The sequence below is a fragment of the Bacillus sp. AM1(2019) genome, assembly GCF_009906915.1.
Classification (GTDB): Bacteria; Bacillota; Bacilli; order Bacillales; family Bacillaceae; genus Bacillus; species Bacillus velezensis.
Map to the genome: position 1 here is coordinate 2,674,158 of NZ_CP047644.1, position 14,949 is coordinate 2,689,106.

Annotated in this window: 18 protein-coding genes; 7 read left to right on the forward strand and 11 right to left on the reverse strand. The window is 45.3% G+C overall.

From position 1 onward, the window contains the following. Nucleotides 1–96: 96 nt before the first annotated feature. The 3 genes from GNE05_RS13110 to GNE05_RS13120 form a co-directional block, all read right to left on the reverse strand. Nucleotides 97–1,386, reverse strand: a complete 1,290-nt coding sequence (locus GNE05_RS13110; RefSeq protein WP_012118002.1) for an MFS transporter — start codon at nucleotides 1,384–1,386, stop codon at nucleotides 97–99. Nucleotides 1,387–1,505: 119 nt separating this feature from the next. Next, entirely contained in the window at nucleotides 1,506–2,111 is a 606-nt protein-coding gene (sodA, locus tag GNE05_RS13115; protein ID WP_003153025.1) for a superoxide dismutase SodA, read from the reverse strand. A gap of 165 nt (nucleotides 2,112–2,276) precedes the next feature. Then, nucleotides 2,277–2,759 carry a DUF456 domain-containing protein gene (locus GNE05_RS13120; RefSeq protein WP_007408301.1) on the reverse strand — a complete coding sequence of 161 codons (483 nt, stop codon included), beginning with the start codon at nucleotides 2,757–2,759 and terminating at the stop codon, nucleotides 2,277–2,279. 158 nt (nucleotides 2,760–2,917) lie between these two features. On the opposite strand from GNE05_RS13120, the gene GNE05_RS13125 reads away from it, so the two are divergent. The 3 genes from GNE05_RS13125 (at nucleotide 2,918) to ispG (ending at nucleotide 5,327) form a co-directional block, all read left to right on the forward strand. After that, complete coding sequence (locus GNE05_RS13125; protein WP_052827649.1) at nucleotides 2,918–3,682, forward strand: DUF1189 domain-containing protein; 765 nt, start codon at nucleotides 2,918–2,920, stop codon at nucleotides 3,680–3,682. 91 nt (nucleotides 3,683–3,773) lie between these two features. Beyond that, a complete protein-coding gene (locus tag GNE05_RS13130; RefSeq protein WP_007408299.1) occupies nucleotides 3,774–4,076 on the forward strand; it encodes a LysM peptidoglycan-binding domain-containing protein in 303 nt (100 codons plus the stop codon). A gap of 132 nt (nucleotides 4,077–4,208) precedes the next feature. Next, nucleotides 4,209–5,327 (forward strand): flavodoxin-dependent (E)-4-hydroxy-3-methylbut-2-enyl-diphosphate synthase, encoded by a 1,119-nt coding sequence (gene ispG, locus GNE05_RS13135; protein WP_170616544.1) that lies wholly within the window; start codon nucleotides 4,209–4,211, stop codon nucleotides 5,325–5,327. 33 nt (nucleotides 5,328–5,360) lie between these two features. Here ispG and GNE05_RS13140 read toward each other — a convergent pair whose 3' ends face one another. Continuing rightward, on the reverse strand, nucleotides 5,361–5,738 hold the full coding sequence (locus tag GNE05_RS13140; protein ID WP_087920773.1) for a DUF308 domain-containing protein: 378 nt from the start codon (nucleotides 5,736–5,738) through the stop codon (nucleotides 5,361–5,363). A 133-nt stretch (nucleotides 5,739–5,871) separates the two neighbouring features. On the opposite strand from GNE05_RS13140, the gene GNE05_RS13145 reads away from it, so the two are divergent. Beyond that, on the forward strand, nucleotides 5,872–6,453 hold the full coding sequence (locus tag GNE05_RS13145; protein WP_007408297.1) for a nucleotidase: 582 nt from the start codon (nucleotides 5,872–5,874) through the stop codon (nucleotides 6,451–6,453). Between the two features lie 31 nt (nucleotides 6,454–6,484). On the opposite strand, the gene GNE05_RS13150 is transcribed toward GNE05_RS13145, so the two are convergent. Beyond that, on the reverse strand, nucleotides 6,485–6,895 hold the full coding sequence (locus GNE05_RS13150) for a zinc uptake transcriptional repressor Zur (RefSeq protein WP_003153018.1): 411 nt from the start codon (nucleotides 6,893–6,895) through the stop codon (nucleotides 6,485–6,487). Between the two features lie 123 nt (nucleotides 6,896–7,018). Continuing rightward, nucleotides 7,019–7,900 (reverse strand): YitT family protein, encoded by an 882-nt coding sequence (locus GNE05_RS13155; RefSeq protein ID WP_007408296.1) that lies wholly within the window; start codon nucleotides 7,898–7,900, stop codon nucleotides 7,019–7,021. Between the two features lie 118 nt (nucleotides 7,901–8,018). Between GNE05_RS13155 and GNE05_RS13160 the strand changes: the two genes are divergently transcribed. Beyond that, a complete protein-coding gene (locus GNE05_RS13160) occupies nucleotides 8,019–8,273 on the forward strand; it encodes a DUF2624 domain-containing protein (protein WP_160182875.1) in 255 nt (84 codons plus the stop codon). 32 nt (nucleotides 8,274–8,305) lie between these two features. Here the strand turns inward: GNE05_RS13160 and GNE05_RS13165 are convergent, their stop codons facing one another. Both GNE05_RS13165 and GNE05_RS13170 read right to left on the reverse strand, forming a co-directional pair. Then, the gene (locus GNE05_RS13165; protein WP_014418398.1) at nucleotides 8,306–9,199 is read right to left on the reverse strand and encodes a deoxyribonuclease IV; all 894 of its coding nucleotides are present in this window, start codon (nucleotides 9,197–9,199) and stop codon (nucleotides 8,306–8,308) included. Between the two features lie 10 nt (nucleotides 9,200–9,209). Then, nucleotides 9,210–10,526 (reverse strand): DEAD/DEAH box helicase, encoded by a 1,317-nt coding sequence (locus tag GNE05_RS13170; protein ID WP_014418399.1) that lies wholly within the window; start codon nucleotides 10,524–10,526, stop codon nucleotides 9,210–9,212. 165 nt (nucleotides 10,527–10,691) lie between these two features. Between GNE05_RS13170 and vrrA the strand changes: the two genes are divergently transcribed. Continuing rightward, a complete protein-coding gene (gene vrrA, locus GNE05_RS13175; RefSeq protein ID WP_012118006.1) occupies nucleotides 10,692–11,387 on the forward strand; it encodes a VrrA/YqfQ family protein in 696 nt (231 codons plus the stop codon). 122 nt (nucleotides 11,388–11,509) lie between these two features. Then, nucleotides 11,510–12,454 carry a 4-hydroxy-3-methylbut-2-enyl diphosphate reductase gene (locus GNE05_RS13180; protein WP_014418400.1) on the forward strand — a complete coding sequence of 315 codons (945 nt, stop codon included), beginning with the start codon at nucleotides 11,510–11,512 and terminating at the stop codon, nucleotides 12,452–12,454. 20 nt (nucleotides 12,455–12,474) lie between these two features. Here GNE05_RS13180 and GNE05_RS13185 read toward each other — a convergent pair whose 3' ends face one another. The 3 genes from GNE05_RS13185 to cccA form a co-directional block, all read right to left on the reverse strand. Next, nucleotides 12,475–13,596: a Nif3-like dinuclear metal center hexameric protein gene (locus GNE05_RS13185; RefSeq protein ID WP_014418401.1), complete on the reverse strand. Its 1,122-nt coding sequence runs from the start codon at nucleotides 13,594–13,596 to the stop codon at nucleotides 12,475–12,477. After that, nucleotides 13,589–14,293, reverse strand: a complete 705-nt coding sequence (locus GNE05_RS13190) for a tRNA (adenine(22)-N(1))-methyltransferase (protein WP_155515264.1) — start codon at nucleotides 14,291–14,293, stop codon at nucleotides 13,589–13,591. Before GNE05_RS13190 ends, GNE05_RS13185 begins: the two co-directional genes overlap by 8 nt. A 125-nt stretch (nucleotides 14,294–14,418) precedes the next feature. Continuing rightward, the gene (gene cccA / locus GNE05_RS13195) at nucleotides 14,419–14,781 is read right to left on the reverse strand and encodes a cytochrome c550 (protein ID WP_003152999.1); all 363 of its coding nucleotides are present in this window, start codon (nucleotides 14,779–14,781) and stop codon (nucleotides 14,419–14,421) included. Nucleotides 14,782–14,949: the final 168 nt, after the last annotated feature.

Genomic DNA, 14,949 nt, shown 5'->3' on the forward strand with positions numbered 1-14,949 from the left:
CACCTTTTCTTATTTACAGAAAGAAATGACACCTTCTGTTCAGGTGCCATTTTTCATTCTAAAGGTTTTTTCGATATTTTTCTACAGATAACCCTTTTATCTTTCTCCTTTTATAAAATTCGGTTCCGCCGCCTGTTTTTGTCGGTCTTCTTCTACTGTTTCATCAGAAGTTTCCGTATCCAGTTTGATGTCTTTTATAAAGTAATAAATCAGCGGATGGCCGGCTCCGAGCAGCACGAGCGCCGCCGGTATTCCCACTTTTTCCTTGAACAATGTAACGATTACAAGGAAACAAAGGATGGAAACGATCCGGCCCGCATTTAAAAATAATTCCCTGAGCACAATGTATTCAATTCTGGCTTTTCTGGCAAGCCGCGCCCGGCCTATCACATCATATGTAAGCGAGACATACGGCACGAGCAGAACTGGATAGCCGATCGCAATAAACACTCCGTACAAAAGGAGCGTCGTGAAGCTCATTTTAAAAATGATGAGAAACAGGGCGCCGTACAAGATCAATCCGCCGATAAGAATCGCCTTTTTCCGCGCTCTTTTTTTGATGAGCCTTGATGCAAAATAATAGGCAAAAAAAGAAACCGCGGAATTGACGAGACCGAATGTTCCGAGCGCCAGCTCACTGTTTGTCGCAATGAATACAAATACGCTGATTAAAAAAACAAAAATCCCTTCTCTCAAGCCTTGAAAAAAGTGCGCGTTGGTAATCCGGCGCCAATTCAGATTCGTGTGGCGCTCATCAAAAACTTTTTTCAGCATAAACCGGCCTTTCGACTCCCTCCGCTTCAGAAAAAAGCTCATGACCACGGCAAGGGCAAATAAGCCGAGCGACAGGCTGAAAATGATTGTATAACCCGTATTGTTTTCAAGTCTTGAAATGACATATCCGGCCACAATCGGACCGATCATGCCCGCCGATGAGGACAAAATGCCTAAAAACCCGTTAAAAAAATCTCTCGTTTCCGGTTCCGTGATTTCGAAAGTCAGCACATTAAAAGCCAGCCAGTAAAAGCCGTATCCAACTCCGAGCACGGCCCCTATCAAAACGAGACGGGAAGCCGCAGTTTCTCCGGCAAGCAGCACACTTAAATAAAAAGCGGCCAAAAAGATAACGCCGAACCTGAGAATAAACACCCTGTCAATTTTTTTAGCCAGCCGGCCAGCCAGCAGAAAGGTAACCGGCTGCATCGTCACGACCGACAAATTGTATATGGCCAAATCAATAAATTTTCCCGACTGCTTCCACAAATACACGTTGACAAATGTATTTGACAGCGCGATGCCCAATGAGTAAAGGCCGCCAATCGTCAATAACAGCAGCAGCCCTTTATTTATTTCGATGTCGCCGATAATTTTTTTTATTTTGCTCATCATTGACTCCCCTTTACTACACATTAGTTTGTCTCACTCAAACTGAGATATGTAAAAGGAATCAAAGTCAATAAAAAAACAAGGCCTCCCGCGGGAGACCTTGTGATCATTCAACTCAATTATTTTGCTTCGCTGTAAAGACGGGCAACTTCATCCCAGTTCACAACATTCCAGAAAGCTGAAATGTAATCAGGACGGCGGTTTTGGTAGTTCAGGTAGTACGCGTGCTCCCAAACATCAAGACCGAGAACAGGTGTTTTACCTTCTGAAAGCGGTGAATCTTGGTTTGGCGTGCTTGTAATTTCAAGTTTGCCGTTGTTTACAACGAGCCAAGCCCAGCCTGAACCGAAACGGCCTGCAGCTGCCGCGGCGAATTTTTCTTTAAATTGATCGAAGCTTCCGAACGTGCTTTTGATCTCTTCAGCAAGCTCACCAGTCGGTTCGCCTCCGCCGTTCGGAGATAAAAGAGTCCAGAATAAAGAGTGGTTTGCATGTCCGCCGCCATTGTTGCGGACTGCCGTGCGGATGTCCTCCGGCACTGCATTCAAATCAGCAACAAGCTCATCTACAGATTTCTCTGCAAGCGCTGATCCTTCGATCGCTTTGTTGAGGTTTGTCACGTATGTGTTATGGTGCTTCGTATGGTGAATCGTCATCGTTTCCTTATCGATATGAGGTTCTAAAGCATCATAAGCGTAAGGCAATTCTGGAAGTTTGTAAGCCATAATTTTTTCCTCCTTTAAATATATGTACTGAAATGCCGCTTAACGCGAACTTTTCTAATCTCAATGTAACAAAAGAAAGCGTGGTAATCAATGAAAAAGCTCACAATCCGGCGATTCCAGCAGACATATTACACTTTATCCGTTCACGGCCGAAATTAAACCTTTCTAAAGCACTGTCCATAAGAAATATCCGATCATAAAGAGCTGAATGACGCCTTTTGCCGCCACGCTTGTTAAAAAGCCGATTAACGAGCCGAGCCCCACTTTTGCCGCGGACTTGATATCCTTTTGATGAACAAACACCTCAGCGCAGAGAGCACCGATAAACGGGCCTAATATAATGCCCGCCACGGGAATAACGAAGGGCCCGATCAATAATCCGATCGTGCTTCCCCAGATTGCCGCCCTGCTTCCTCCGTACCTTTTAACGCCAAGTAAATTTGACACATAGTCAGCTGCGAATAAAACGGCCGCAAATACCGCCTCAATGAGCCAAAACAGGTAAGAATAAGGACTGAAGGAAAACAAAAATCCGTAGAGAAGAAAACCGGCCACAATAAAAATAACGCTTGGAATCACCGGATATACAAGCCCGATAAAAGCAATGACGAAGACCGCAATGATCATCAGCCAATACAAAACACTCATAACAAAAACACCCTCCTTTGTTTTGCGGGCGATCACCGCTTCCCGCTTTATCTTATTATGTATGATTCCTTATCACCGCTTTAAATACTCTCACTTGTGTTCATCCCCTGTGAACGATACAATAAGCAACATATACCAGTTTAGGCTAGGAAGTGAAGATGTTGAACATATTTACGGCTTTATTGAAAAGTACATACTCTCCGGCAGATATTGCAAAAACACGGTTTCAGGGGATAGGAAAAGCGATCCTTTATGTATTTTTGCTGTCTGTCCTTTTTACGCTGCCAAGCGCTTATTACCTTTGCTCCGGCACCGTAAACTCAATGAACGGTTTCAAAACCGTGTTAAAGAAAGATTTCCCTGATTTCAGCATTTCAAACGGAGAATTGCAGACGAAAGCGTCCGCCTCTAAGGAAACGGAAGCGAACGGGTTCGTCATCGTGTTTGATCCGACAGATGCTTACGGCGCGAAACAAATAGCGGCCAAACAAAATGCGATCGGCATTTTGAAAAATAAAATGGTGCTTGCTGTAGACGGACAGGCGACAGAAATGAATTATTCGCTGATGCCTGCTGATATCACAAAAAAAGAAATCATATCAGCATTAAACCAAAATAAAACAATGATCGTCACCGTCCTGTCCGTTTTGCTGTTCATCATGACAGCGGCCGGAAAATTCATTGAAGTATCATTTCTCGCCGTCATCGGACTGATATTGAAAAATGCGCAAAGAAAGACATTGAATTACCCGCAGCTCTGGAAGCTTTCGGCTTATTCCATTACACTTTCGACCATATTCTTTACGATCATGCGCGCGCTTGTTATTACGGTGCCGAGTGAATTTTTAGTGAATTGGTTTGTAAACTTTATCATCCTTTTCCTCGTCTTAAAAGAGATACCGCCAAGAAAAACAGCTGTGTAACAAAGACTGCCCCCGGCGGTCTTCTTTTTTGTCATGAACAAAATGGGACAAGCATACAATGAAGTAAAAATGTATGCGGGAGGCGGTTGGAATGAAGCGGCTTACTTTTGTATTCGGCAGTTTATTTGTGATATTCATTATCTTTTACGATCTTAAAATCGGCACGATCCCTTCTCAAGACCTTCCAGCATACGCAGCGGCGGCACAGCCAGCCCGACAGGAATCTTCATACAGAACGGTTACGGTCAAAAAAGGCGATACGGTGATGTCGATAGTCGGCGCACATAAAGCGCCAGATGATATTGCGCAAGATTTTGAAGCGCTGAATCCGAATGTAAAAGCAAACGCAATTCAGGCAGGCACCGCTTATAAATTCCCCGTCTACCGCAATTAAACGTTAATTTCTTGTCAGTTCGGCAAATACACTGTTACAATATAACATGTAAATAGAAGTTGCCTGACATGTAAAAGGCTATGCCTGCAAAAGCGGTAACTACAATTAAGGAGCGATTGACAAGTGAGTGAAATCACACATCGTACAAAAACGCGTCCCGTCAAAGTGGGACCTTTAACAATAGGCGGAAATAACGAAGTCGTCATTCAGAGTATGACGACGACCAAAACACACGACGTAGAAGCAACAGTTGCGGAAATCAACCGTTTAGCCGAAGCCGGCTGCCAAATTGTCCGGGTGGCATGTCCGGACGAACGCGCCGCTAACGCGATTGCCGACATCAAAAAACAAATTTCCATCCCTCTCGTTGTCGATATTCATTTTGACTACAAGCTTGCATTAAAAGCAATTGAGGGCGGGGCCGACAAAATCAGAATCAACCCGGGAAACATCGGCCGCCGCGAAAAAGTGGAAGCCGTCGTAAAAGCAGCGAAAGAAAAAGGAATTCCGATCCGGATCGGCGTAAACGCGGGTTCTTTGGAAAAACGCATTTTAGAAAAATACGGCTATCCGACTGCTGACGGAATGGTTGAGAGTGCGCTTCATCATATCAAAATCCTGGAAGACCTTGACTTTCACGACATCATCGTCAGCATGAAAGCGTCTGACGTCAATCTAGCCATAGAAGCATACGAAAAAGCGTCAAAAGCATTTGATTATCCGCTCCACCTCGGAATTACAGAATCGGGCACGCTGTTTGCCGGAACGGTAAAAAGCGCGGCCGGACTCGGAGCGATTTTAAGCAAAGGAATCGGAAACACGCTCCGGATCTCTCTGAGCGCCGACCCGGTTGAAGAAGTAAAAGTAGCCAGAGAACTGCTGAAATCATTCGGTCTTGCTTCAAACGCGGCTACGCTTATTTCATGCCCGACATGCGGACGGATCGAAATTGATCTTATCAGCATCGCAAATGAAGTGGAAGAATACATTTCTAAAGTCAAAGCGCCGATTAAAGTAGCCGTTCTCGGATGCGCCGTTAACGGACCGGGTGAAGCAAGAGAAGCCGATATCGGGATTGCCGGTGCGCGCGGCGAAGGCCTTCTTTTCCGCAAAGGCCAAATCGTCCGCAAAGTCCCTGAAGAAACCATGGTCGATGAGCTGAAAAAAGAAATCGACAAGCTGGCAGAAGAACACTACGCAAAGCTTGAAGCGGAAAAAGCAAAAGCAGAACAAGAAACACAAAAAGCTTGACGGATATTCCGCCAAGCTTTTTTTTGCGTTGTGTTAAAAAAACGGTGTAATGAAGATGCCAAGCACAAGGGAAACAATACCGATTCCCATCGCCCATCCGCCTAAAGCGCCTGCTCCTCTTCTTCTGGCGATATAGCCGACGATAATGCCGCATGCCCCTAATAAAACAGGGAGCACAAACAGGGAAATGATAGAAATAGCCAATGCTGCATACCCTATCCCCCGGCCTTCACTTACTCCGTCCCGGTTATCATCACGGTCTGCTGCCCGGTCAGAAGCACGATATGGCTCTGAAATTTCCGCCGCTGTTTCTTCTGAATAAACATCACGCGTGATATCAGTTCCTTCCGATCCATGATCCACATAGTAGTCGTTGCCTTTTCGATTTTCGTAATCGTATGCCACCTTCAATTCCCCCTTTTTCTTTTATGAAAGGAGCTTTTTTAGTTTCCGCGTTTTTTACGGATTCATGTTTGCTAAACTTTTCTGGTATTGTTAATTGTTTATGTTACACTTGAAGGGATGAATTTATAGGAGTGTGGACATGTTACGGTTAGGTATAGATATTGACGGCACAGTTACGGCACAGGATACATTTGTCCCTTATTTAAACCGCTCATTTCATCTTTCCATTACCTTGGATGATATGACTGATTATGATCTGACGAAGCTTTTGAACATTACAGACGAGGAATTTTGGGAATGGATGAACGTTCATGAAGCAGCCATATATAAAGAAGCGAAGCTCGCGGAATTTGCCAAGCAGGCACTGGACGGACTGAAAGAAGAGCACCGTCTGATCTACATTACGGCAAGACGCGGCCACTTAGAAGATGTTACGCTGGACTGGTTTGCAAACCGGGACATTCATTACGATCACATTGAGCTTGTCGGAGGCCATCACAAAGTGGAAGCGGTCAAAAAACACGGCATTGATTTATTTTTCGAAGATCACCACGGCAATGCGACAATGATCGCAAAAGAAGCAGGCATTCCGGTTATCCTTTTTAACTCCCCATATAATCAGCTCCCCATCGATTCCAATATTATCAGGGTGCAGAATTGGCTTGAAGCCGTCGCCTGGATTAATAAAAACAAACATAGCTTTCAGCATGTGAAAAGCTGATAAAAAACCTCCTGTATAAGCAGGAGGTTTTTTATCGGCACGCCGGACAGGTGCCGTAAATTTCAAACTTATGGCCGCTGATTTCATACCCTTCCAAATCATCGTGCAGCTTATCCATCGGACAGGACTCAATTTCCTTCGTTTTCCCGCAGGTTAAACAGATAAAATGGTGATGATGATGGGTATAAGAGCATGTAAAACGGAACAGTTTTTCTCCGGAAAGCTCCGTCGTTTCCAAAATGCCGAGTTCTTCATATAACGAAAGATTTCTGTATATGGTATCAAAGCTCAGACCCGGATAGTCGTCATTTAATGCGGCAAGCACGTTTTTGGCGGTCAGATATTTATCAGAATCAGCAAAAAGCTGCAGCATGTCTTCTCGCTTACTCGTATATTTATACCCTTTTTCTTTCAGCAGGTTCAACGCTTCTTGTACGTTCATGAGGACCTCCCCTTTACAACACGGTATCGCTCCAAAAAGAAAATGGCAGCTGTCTGAACAGCAGGCCATTTTCTTATGATGTATCAAATTATACCTATAAAATGATGAAAAGTAAATGAAAGCCTAGTGAATCGCGGTTTTGAACTTACCGCCCCTCGTTTCATGGGTATTCATGATCGTAATAAAGGCGTTTTTATCAATTTCAAACACAATGGATTTCAATTTAGTCACTTCAAGCCTTGTCACGACCGCGTAAATGACTTCTTTGGTTTCATCCGTATATCCGCCTTTTCCCTGAAGCTTGGTAGTTCCCCGTCCAAGCCGGTGCAATATAGCATCTGAGATCTCAGCATATTGCTCTGCAACAATAATGACCGCTTTTGTTTCATCAAGCCCCTGGATGACGGCGTCAATCGTTTTCATGGCAATATAATAAGTCATGAAAGAATACATTGCCTGCTCCGGACCGAACACAAAACCGGCCCAAATGAAAATAAACACATTGATGAGCATAACGAATTCCCCGACTGAAAAGGGCAGCTTTTTCGTGAGAAGGATACCGAGGATTTCAGTACCGTCCATCGAGCCTCCGTTTCGGATGACAAGGCCTACCCCGAAACCGAGCAAAAGCCCCCCGAATACTGTCGCCAAAATAGGCTGGGTCGTAATGGCCTCCACATGGTGCAATGAGGATTCAATCAGCGCTAAACCGACGATTCCGATAACAGTAGAGATGAGAAATGTTTTTCCGATATATTTATATCCGAAAATCATAAATGGAATGTTGAGTAACACAACGAATAAGGCAAAATTGAGGAGGGGATTGGACATAAAGAGGTGGTCTAAAATTAATGAAACACCGATAATGCCTCCGTCGATAAAATTATTAGGGACCAGAAACAATTCAATACTTACGGCGGCTGAACCCGCCCCGATCAGAATCATAATGACCCTGAAGATAAAGTGTAAAAATGATTCTCTTTTATGCTGTTTATTTGGGGTCATAAAATCTCCTTTCCTATAATAACTATTTTAAACAGTAAGCAACTTTATTTTACCATTAAAAGCTGTAACATTTTAATGATCTGCTCAATACATTATGTCTAAAGAGGTGAAAGTATCGATGATTTTAATACAAAGAATTATTTTGCAGCGGCTCAATCAAGTCACTGCGGACGATCTGCTGAAATATTCCAAGCAATACGGAATCAGCATTACGATGAGTCAAGCGGCTGAGGTAGCGGCTCTGATGCACGGAAAAAACATCAATATTTTTGATGATCAGGAGCGGCTGCGCCTGCTGAAAAAAGTGGAAACGATAACCTCAAAAGAAACGGCGCGGAAAGTTGACGAACTTTTCAATCAATTCTCAGGGTAAGAAAGGAGGGACACCCGCCCCTCCTTTCTTTCTTATTGAGCTGATATTTTTTCAAGAAGCTCCTTATCAAACTGCTTTTCTTTCAGCATTTCGATTTCAAAACGATACGGCGGCTTCTTATTTTTCTTGTCTTCGCCTACATACGGTGTTTCGAGGATTTTCGGAATATCGGCAAGCTGCTCGTGATGAACGATGTACTGCAGAGCGTCAAAACCGATCTCTCCGAACCCGATATTTTCATGGCGGTCTTTCCGGGCGCCTTTGATATTTTTACTGTCGTTAACATGAAGGACTTTTATCCGATCGATGCCGACGATTTTATCAAACTCGTTAAGAACACCGTCAAAATCATTAGCGACATCATACCCGGCGTCATGGGTGTGGCAAGTGTCAAAGCAGACGGATAGATGTTCATTATGCGTGACTCCCGCAATGATCTCGGCCAGCTCTTCAAAGCTTCTTCCGCATTCTGATCCTTTGCCCGCCATTGTTTCCAGCGCAATCTGCACGTTTTGACCGGGAACAATCACTTCGTTTAAACCTTCAATGATTTTTTTGATGCCCGTCTCAGCCCCGGCTCCGACATGCGCTCCTGGATGAAGCACGATTTGTTTCGCGCCGATCGCTGCCGTTCTTTCAATTTCAGAACGCAGAAAATCAACGCCCAGCTCAAACGTTGCCGGATTTGTCGTATTTCCGATGTTAATGATGTACGGCGCATGCACGACAATCTCGTCGATGCCGTTTTCCTTCATATGGGCGCGGCCCGCTTCAATATTCAAGTCTTCAATTTTTTTGCGGCGCGTGTTTTGGGGAGCGCCCGTATAGATCATAAATGTATTCGCCCCGTACGAAACAGCTTCCTTGCTTGCGGCAAGGAGCATATGTTTTCCGCTCATTGAGACGTGTGAACCTATTTTCAGCAACCCGATTCCCCTACTTTCCTTTGTTAGATTTGTTTCTTCTCTGCTTTCTTTTTATCTTTTCCATTTCGTAGCTCATTTTCTTTTTATAGCCCGGCTTCACTTTTTTCGGTTTTTTCACGAGGCGCTTCGCCATTTGGTCGGCCTCATTCTCCGATTTTTTGCGTTTTTTGCGGCGGTGGCGGTCATCGCCTTTCTTCCATTCGCCGTTTACAAGCTCCGCATAGTCAAACACAATACCCATCTTTTCGAGTCTTACGAGCGCATCTTCGTCAGAAAGCTCATAAATGGTCAGTGCTTGACCTGATGAACCGGCGCGTGCAGTTCTACCGACGCGGTGAACATAAAAATCCAGATCGTCCGGAAGCTCATAGTTGATGACGTGGCTTACGCCTTTAATGTCAATTCCTCTTGCCGCAAGGTCTGTCGCAATGACATAAGTGAATTCCAGATCATTAATCTGCTTCATTACCTTCTTACGCTCACGCGGCGTTAATCCCCCGTGCAGAAGACCGATCCTCATGCCCTTTTCAGTCAGATATTTCGCAATATGGTCAGCCGTGTTTTTCGTATTTGCAAACACAATGCCCAGATAAGGGTTCAGATGAGACATCATATCAAAAAGCAGTTTGTCTTTATCACGCTGTTTAGAAGGAACCAAAACATGTTCAATCTTTTCGGCTGTGATTCTTTTCGGCTCAACATGCGCGTACTTCGGATTTTCCATATACTTTTTCAAAAACGGCTTCAGCTTTTCCGGAATCGTAGCTGAGAACACTAGCATCTGAAGTTCTTCCGGCATACGCGATCCGATGAAATCAACGTCTTCTAAAAAGCCCATGTCAAGCATCAGATCAGCTTCGTCAATGACGAGAGACTGCGCTTTATAGACGTTCAATGCCTGCGCCTTAATCAGATCCGCGATCCGGCCCGGCGTTCCGACGACGAGATGAGGCTGTGTTTTCAGCTTATCAATTGATTTTTGCTTGTCCGTCCCGCCGATGAAGCATTTTGTCCGGATCGGCTCATCTTCCGCACCCTGTGTGATTTTGAGCGCTTCCTGATGAATCTGATTGGCAAGCTCTCTCGTCGGCGCCGTGATAACAGCCTGTACCGTATCAGAACCCGGATCAATCCGATTCAAAATTGGCAATAAATAGGCGTGGGTTTTCCCCGTCCCCGTCTGGGACTGCCCGATCACGCTTTCGTTTTTCAGTACGGCAGGTATCAGACGCTTTTGAATATCTGTCGGTTCATAAAAACCAAGGCGGTGAACTGCATCTATAATAAACGGTTTTAAGTTGTATCCATCAAATTTAGTTTCTTTCATTTTTCCCAGCTCCTTAAAGCGGCACATTCTGTGTCCATCATCACATTATAACCGATTTTACTTAAAAACACCATGTCTCGGGGGAATCCTGTTTTCGAGACAGAAAAGCAAATGCCCCCTCCGATGCATATTGTAATAGCAGAGAGACAGAAAGGAGGTACAAGTATGTTTCCACAGCAGCCGATGAGAAATATGGCGCAGCAGGGCCGGCCGTTTATGAATCCGCGTATGATGATGGGAGGAAGACCGTCATTGCCGGGCCGGCAGCTGATGCAGCAGGGCCGGCAGCTTTTCCCTCAGCAGCAGATTGCCGGAGCGGGCCTGAGAAACGCAGGCACGGGCGGCGGAGGGGGCTTAAAAGGGATGCTTTCCCGTTTTTTACCCGGTTCAGGAGGAGGAAGCGCTGCCGCGTCGGCACCGGCGGCGGCCAGCGGAGGAGCAGGTGCAGGATTGCAGGGAATACAGAACCTGGCAAGTCCGGCATCCCTGTCGAGCATGCTCGGCAACGTTCAGAAGGTGCTCGGCGTGGCGCAGCAGGTTACGCCGATGATCCAGCAGTACGGTCCTTTAGTACGGAGTCTGCCCGCCATGATGAAGCTTTACAGCCAATTAAGCAGCAGTGATGACGAGAATGAATCTGACGAGACGAAAGAAACAGACGAACAGGACAAAAAGGATGAAGCTGAAAAAACAGATGAAACAGAAGATGAAAACAAATCAGACGCCTCATCCAAAACATCAAAGAAGACGTCTGAAAAAGCATCCGCTTCAAAAGAAAAAGACGCCGCACAGGCAGACTCAGCGGAACAGCCGCGTCCAAAAAGAACATCGGGCAGATCAAAGCCGAAATTATATATTTAACATTCTTTGATATCTCACGAAAGATTAGCTATAATGAGATCAGAAGAATGCAAGATTTGAGCCGTTTAACTACGGCTTTTTATATTGCCTCTACACTCACTTTTGATAGGAGGACATCTACATTGAACGTTATCAAAATATCGCCGCGCGGCTACTGTTACGGCGTTGTTGATGCCATGGTCATAGCTAAAAACGCGTCACTCGATAAAACACTGCCAAGACCTATATATATACTCGGAATGATTGTTCATAATAAGCATGTCACAGATGCTTTTGAGGAAGACGGCATTTACACGCTTGACGGCACAAACCGTCTGGAGATTTTAAAGCAGGTGGAAAAAGGAACCGTTATTTTCACGGCTCACGGGGTATCTCCGGAAGTAAGAAAAGTCGCTGAGGAAAAAGGGCTCGTTACGATTGACGCCACATGCCCGGACGTCACGAAAACACATGACTTAATCCGGAAAGTAAAAGCTGAAGGCTATCACGTCATATACATCGGCAAAAAAGGCCACCCCGAGCCTGAAGGAGCCGTCGGCGTCGCTCCTGAAATCGTTCATCTCGTTGAAACAGAGGAAGACGTGAGAAATCTCGATATTCAGGCTGAGAAATTAATCGTTACAAACCAAACGACAATGTCCCAGTGGGACGTCCACGATATTATGGAATCAGTCAAAGAAAAGTACCCGTACGTGGAATACCATCAGGAAATCTGCCTGGCCACACAGGTTCGTCAAGAAGCTGTATCAGAGCAGGCAAAAAAAGCGGACTTAACCATTGTTGTCGGTGATCCGAAAAGCAATAACTCCAACAGACTGGCGCAAGTGTCAGAAGAAATCGCCGGAACAAAAGCCTACCGAATCGGAGACATCAGTGAACTGAAGCTCGAATGGCTGAAAGACGTCAATACCGTCGCCGTTACCGCAGGCGCATCAACACCGACACCGATTACAAAGGAAGTCATCCGCTTTTTAGAGCAGTTTGACCACAACGATGAATCGACATGGCAGCTTGAACACAGTGTGCCGCTTAAAAAAATCCTTCCGAAAGTAAAAATAAAAAACTGAGGCCCGGGGCCTCAGTTTTTTTATAAGAAGGTAAATGGGTTTGTATCTGTTTCGGAAGCGAAAATGCGCACGTCATAGTTTTTCTCTCCGGCCATTGCCGTAAGCTTCTCAGCCGTGCCTTTTCTCATGATCTTTTCAGCATAATGCCCAGGGTCCACAACGTTTAATCCCATCATCATCGCATCATGCGCTACATGGAAATAAAGATCGCCCGTCACGTAAACATCTGCACCCTTCCGCTTTGCCTGATAAATATATTTATTTCCGTCACCGCCAAGAACCGCGACTTTTTTCACCTTGCTGTTTCGCTCTCCGACCATCCGTACTCCGTTAACGTCAAACTTTTCTTTCACAAACAGCGCAAACTCTTCAAGCGTCATGTCTTGCTGAAGTTTTCCGATGCGGCCGAGCCCTTTTTCAAGCGGAGACTGCTCCACCGGATAAATATCATATGCCACTTCTTCATACGGATGGCTTTTTTTCAGCGCTTTTACGACGGTTCTCTCCATACTTGCCGGAAAAACGGTCTCAAGTCTCACTTCATGGACGAGCTCCAGTTCTCCCGTCTGTCCGATAAACGGTTCTGCCCCGTCCAGCGGCTTAAAGCTGCCGATTCCCTCAGAGGAGAACGCGCAATGGCTGTAATTGCCGATATGTCCCGCTCCGGCGTTACCGAGTGCGGTTCTTACAGCTTCTTCATAGTCTTTCGGAACATATACGGCAAGCTTTTTCAGCGGGTCCGAGTATGTCGGGACGAGCACCTCTGTGTCTGTCAGGCCGAGAGCTTCGGCAAGCAGGTCATTAACACCGCCGTCCGCTACATCAAGATTCGTATGAGCCGCATATACGGCAATATCATGCTTTATACATTTCTCAATCAGTCTTCCGCCAGGCTGATCAGTGGTGATCTGTTTAAGCGGCCGAAAAATCGGCGGATGGTGGGCGATAATTAAGTCAACTTTTTTCTCAATGGCTTCATCTACCGTTTGTTCCAGAACATCCAGTGTCACCATGACATTTTTCACCGGCTTATTCAATGTACCGATCTGCAGGCCGATTTTGTCTCCTTCCACCGCAAAAGCCTTCGGTGAAAATTGTTCAAACAGCTGGATGATTTCCTGTCCGTTCACATGTTTAGGCATGTCCGATTACCTCCTTCAGCAGAGAGATCCGCTCTTTCAATTCAGCTAATTTTTCATGATTTTCATGCTTTGCGCTGCGGCTGATCTGTTCATAAATTTGTTCAGTATGCTTAAGTTCCTGGCTCCATTTCCGAAGAAACACTTCATTCCTCTCTTTTAATAAAAACGGACCCGCAAGCATTCCGGCAGCCATCGGCACGTCCCGATAAGGCGTATCACGGTCGCCAGTTTCCGCAACGAGGATTTCATAACACTTTCCGTCTTCTTCGAGAATCACTTCATCAAGCAGTTCATAGCCTTCCTGATACAGCCACTCTCTTATATGAACGGCATGAATATTCGGCTGCAGAATCAGCCGTTCACGCCCCGTCAATTTCGTTTTTCCCGACTCCAAAATATGAGCGATCAGTGCTCCGCCCATGCCCGCGATTGTAATGGCGCCGGCTTCTCCTTTTTCAAGGACGCTCAGCCCGTCACCTTTCCTTACGGAGATAAGAGTGCTTAAGTCCAGTTTTTCCACCTGCTGTTTGGCGGATAGATACGGCCCGTCTGTAATTTCACCGGCGATTGCCCGGCTTGCCAAATGATTCAAAACGGCATAGCAAGGAAGATACGCGTGGTCCGACCCGATATCAGCAACCAGGGCACCCGGAGGGATATATTCCGCCACAGACTGCAATCTTTTAGATAACTTCATTTCATTCACAATATCACAACTTTTCTCAGGTTCTTTTTCCTTTACTATCATATAAAAAAACCGCCCGGAATCCAAGCGGCGGATAGAGTTTTTCATATGTCTTTTATATAGGGACCGGTAAAGCTTTATTTAATGTCAGAAACCCATTTTGCCATGTCATCCAGCTTTTCGGCCGGCACAAGGCCCGCGGGCATCCCGTTGCCGCCTTTTTCAATTTTTGTTTTAATCTCAGCGACATCTTTTCTTTTGCCGACGCCTTTTAAGTTCGGCCCTGACACACCTTCATAGTTTTCCCCGTGACAGGTGATGCAGTTCGCTTTATAAATCTCTTCAGGTGAAGCGTTTGCAGTTTCCTTCTCGGCATTTTTGCTTTCACCGCCGCTTGCGATCTGATGCGCATCTCCGTTGCCTTTTACAGCTAAAAAGAAAGTCAGCCCTATTCCCAGCACTGCAATGAGCAAAAAAGGAATCAGCGGATTCCACTTCATATCTCCATCCCCCTTTTTCATTCTCCCCCTATGTAAACACTTCTAATTCTAACTTATTTTTACAAAAAGTAAATGGTCTTGCTCAGCAATTTCATTGATTTCACAATTTATACAAAAAGCAAAAATAACTGTTTTGTTTATCACAAAATTATCTTTATTCTATTGTAT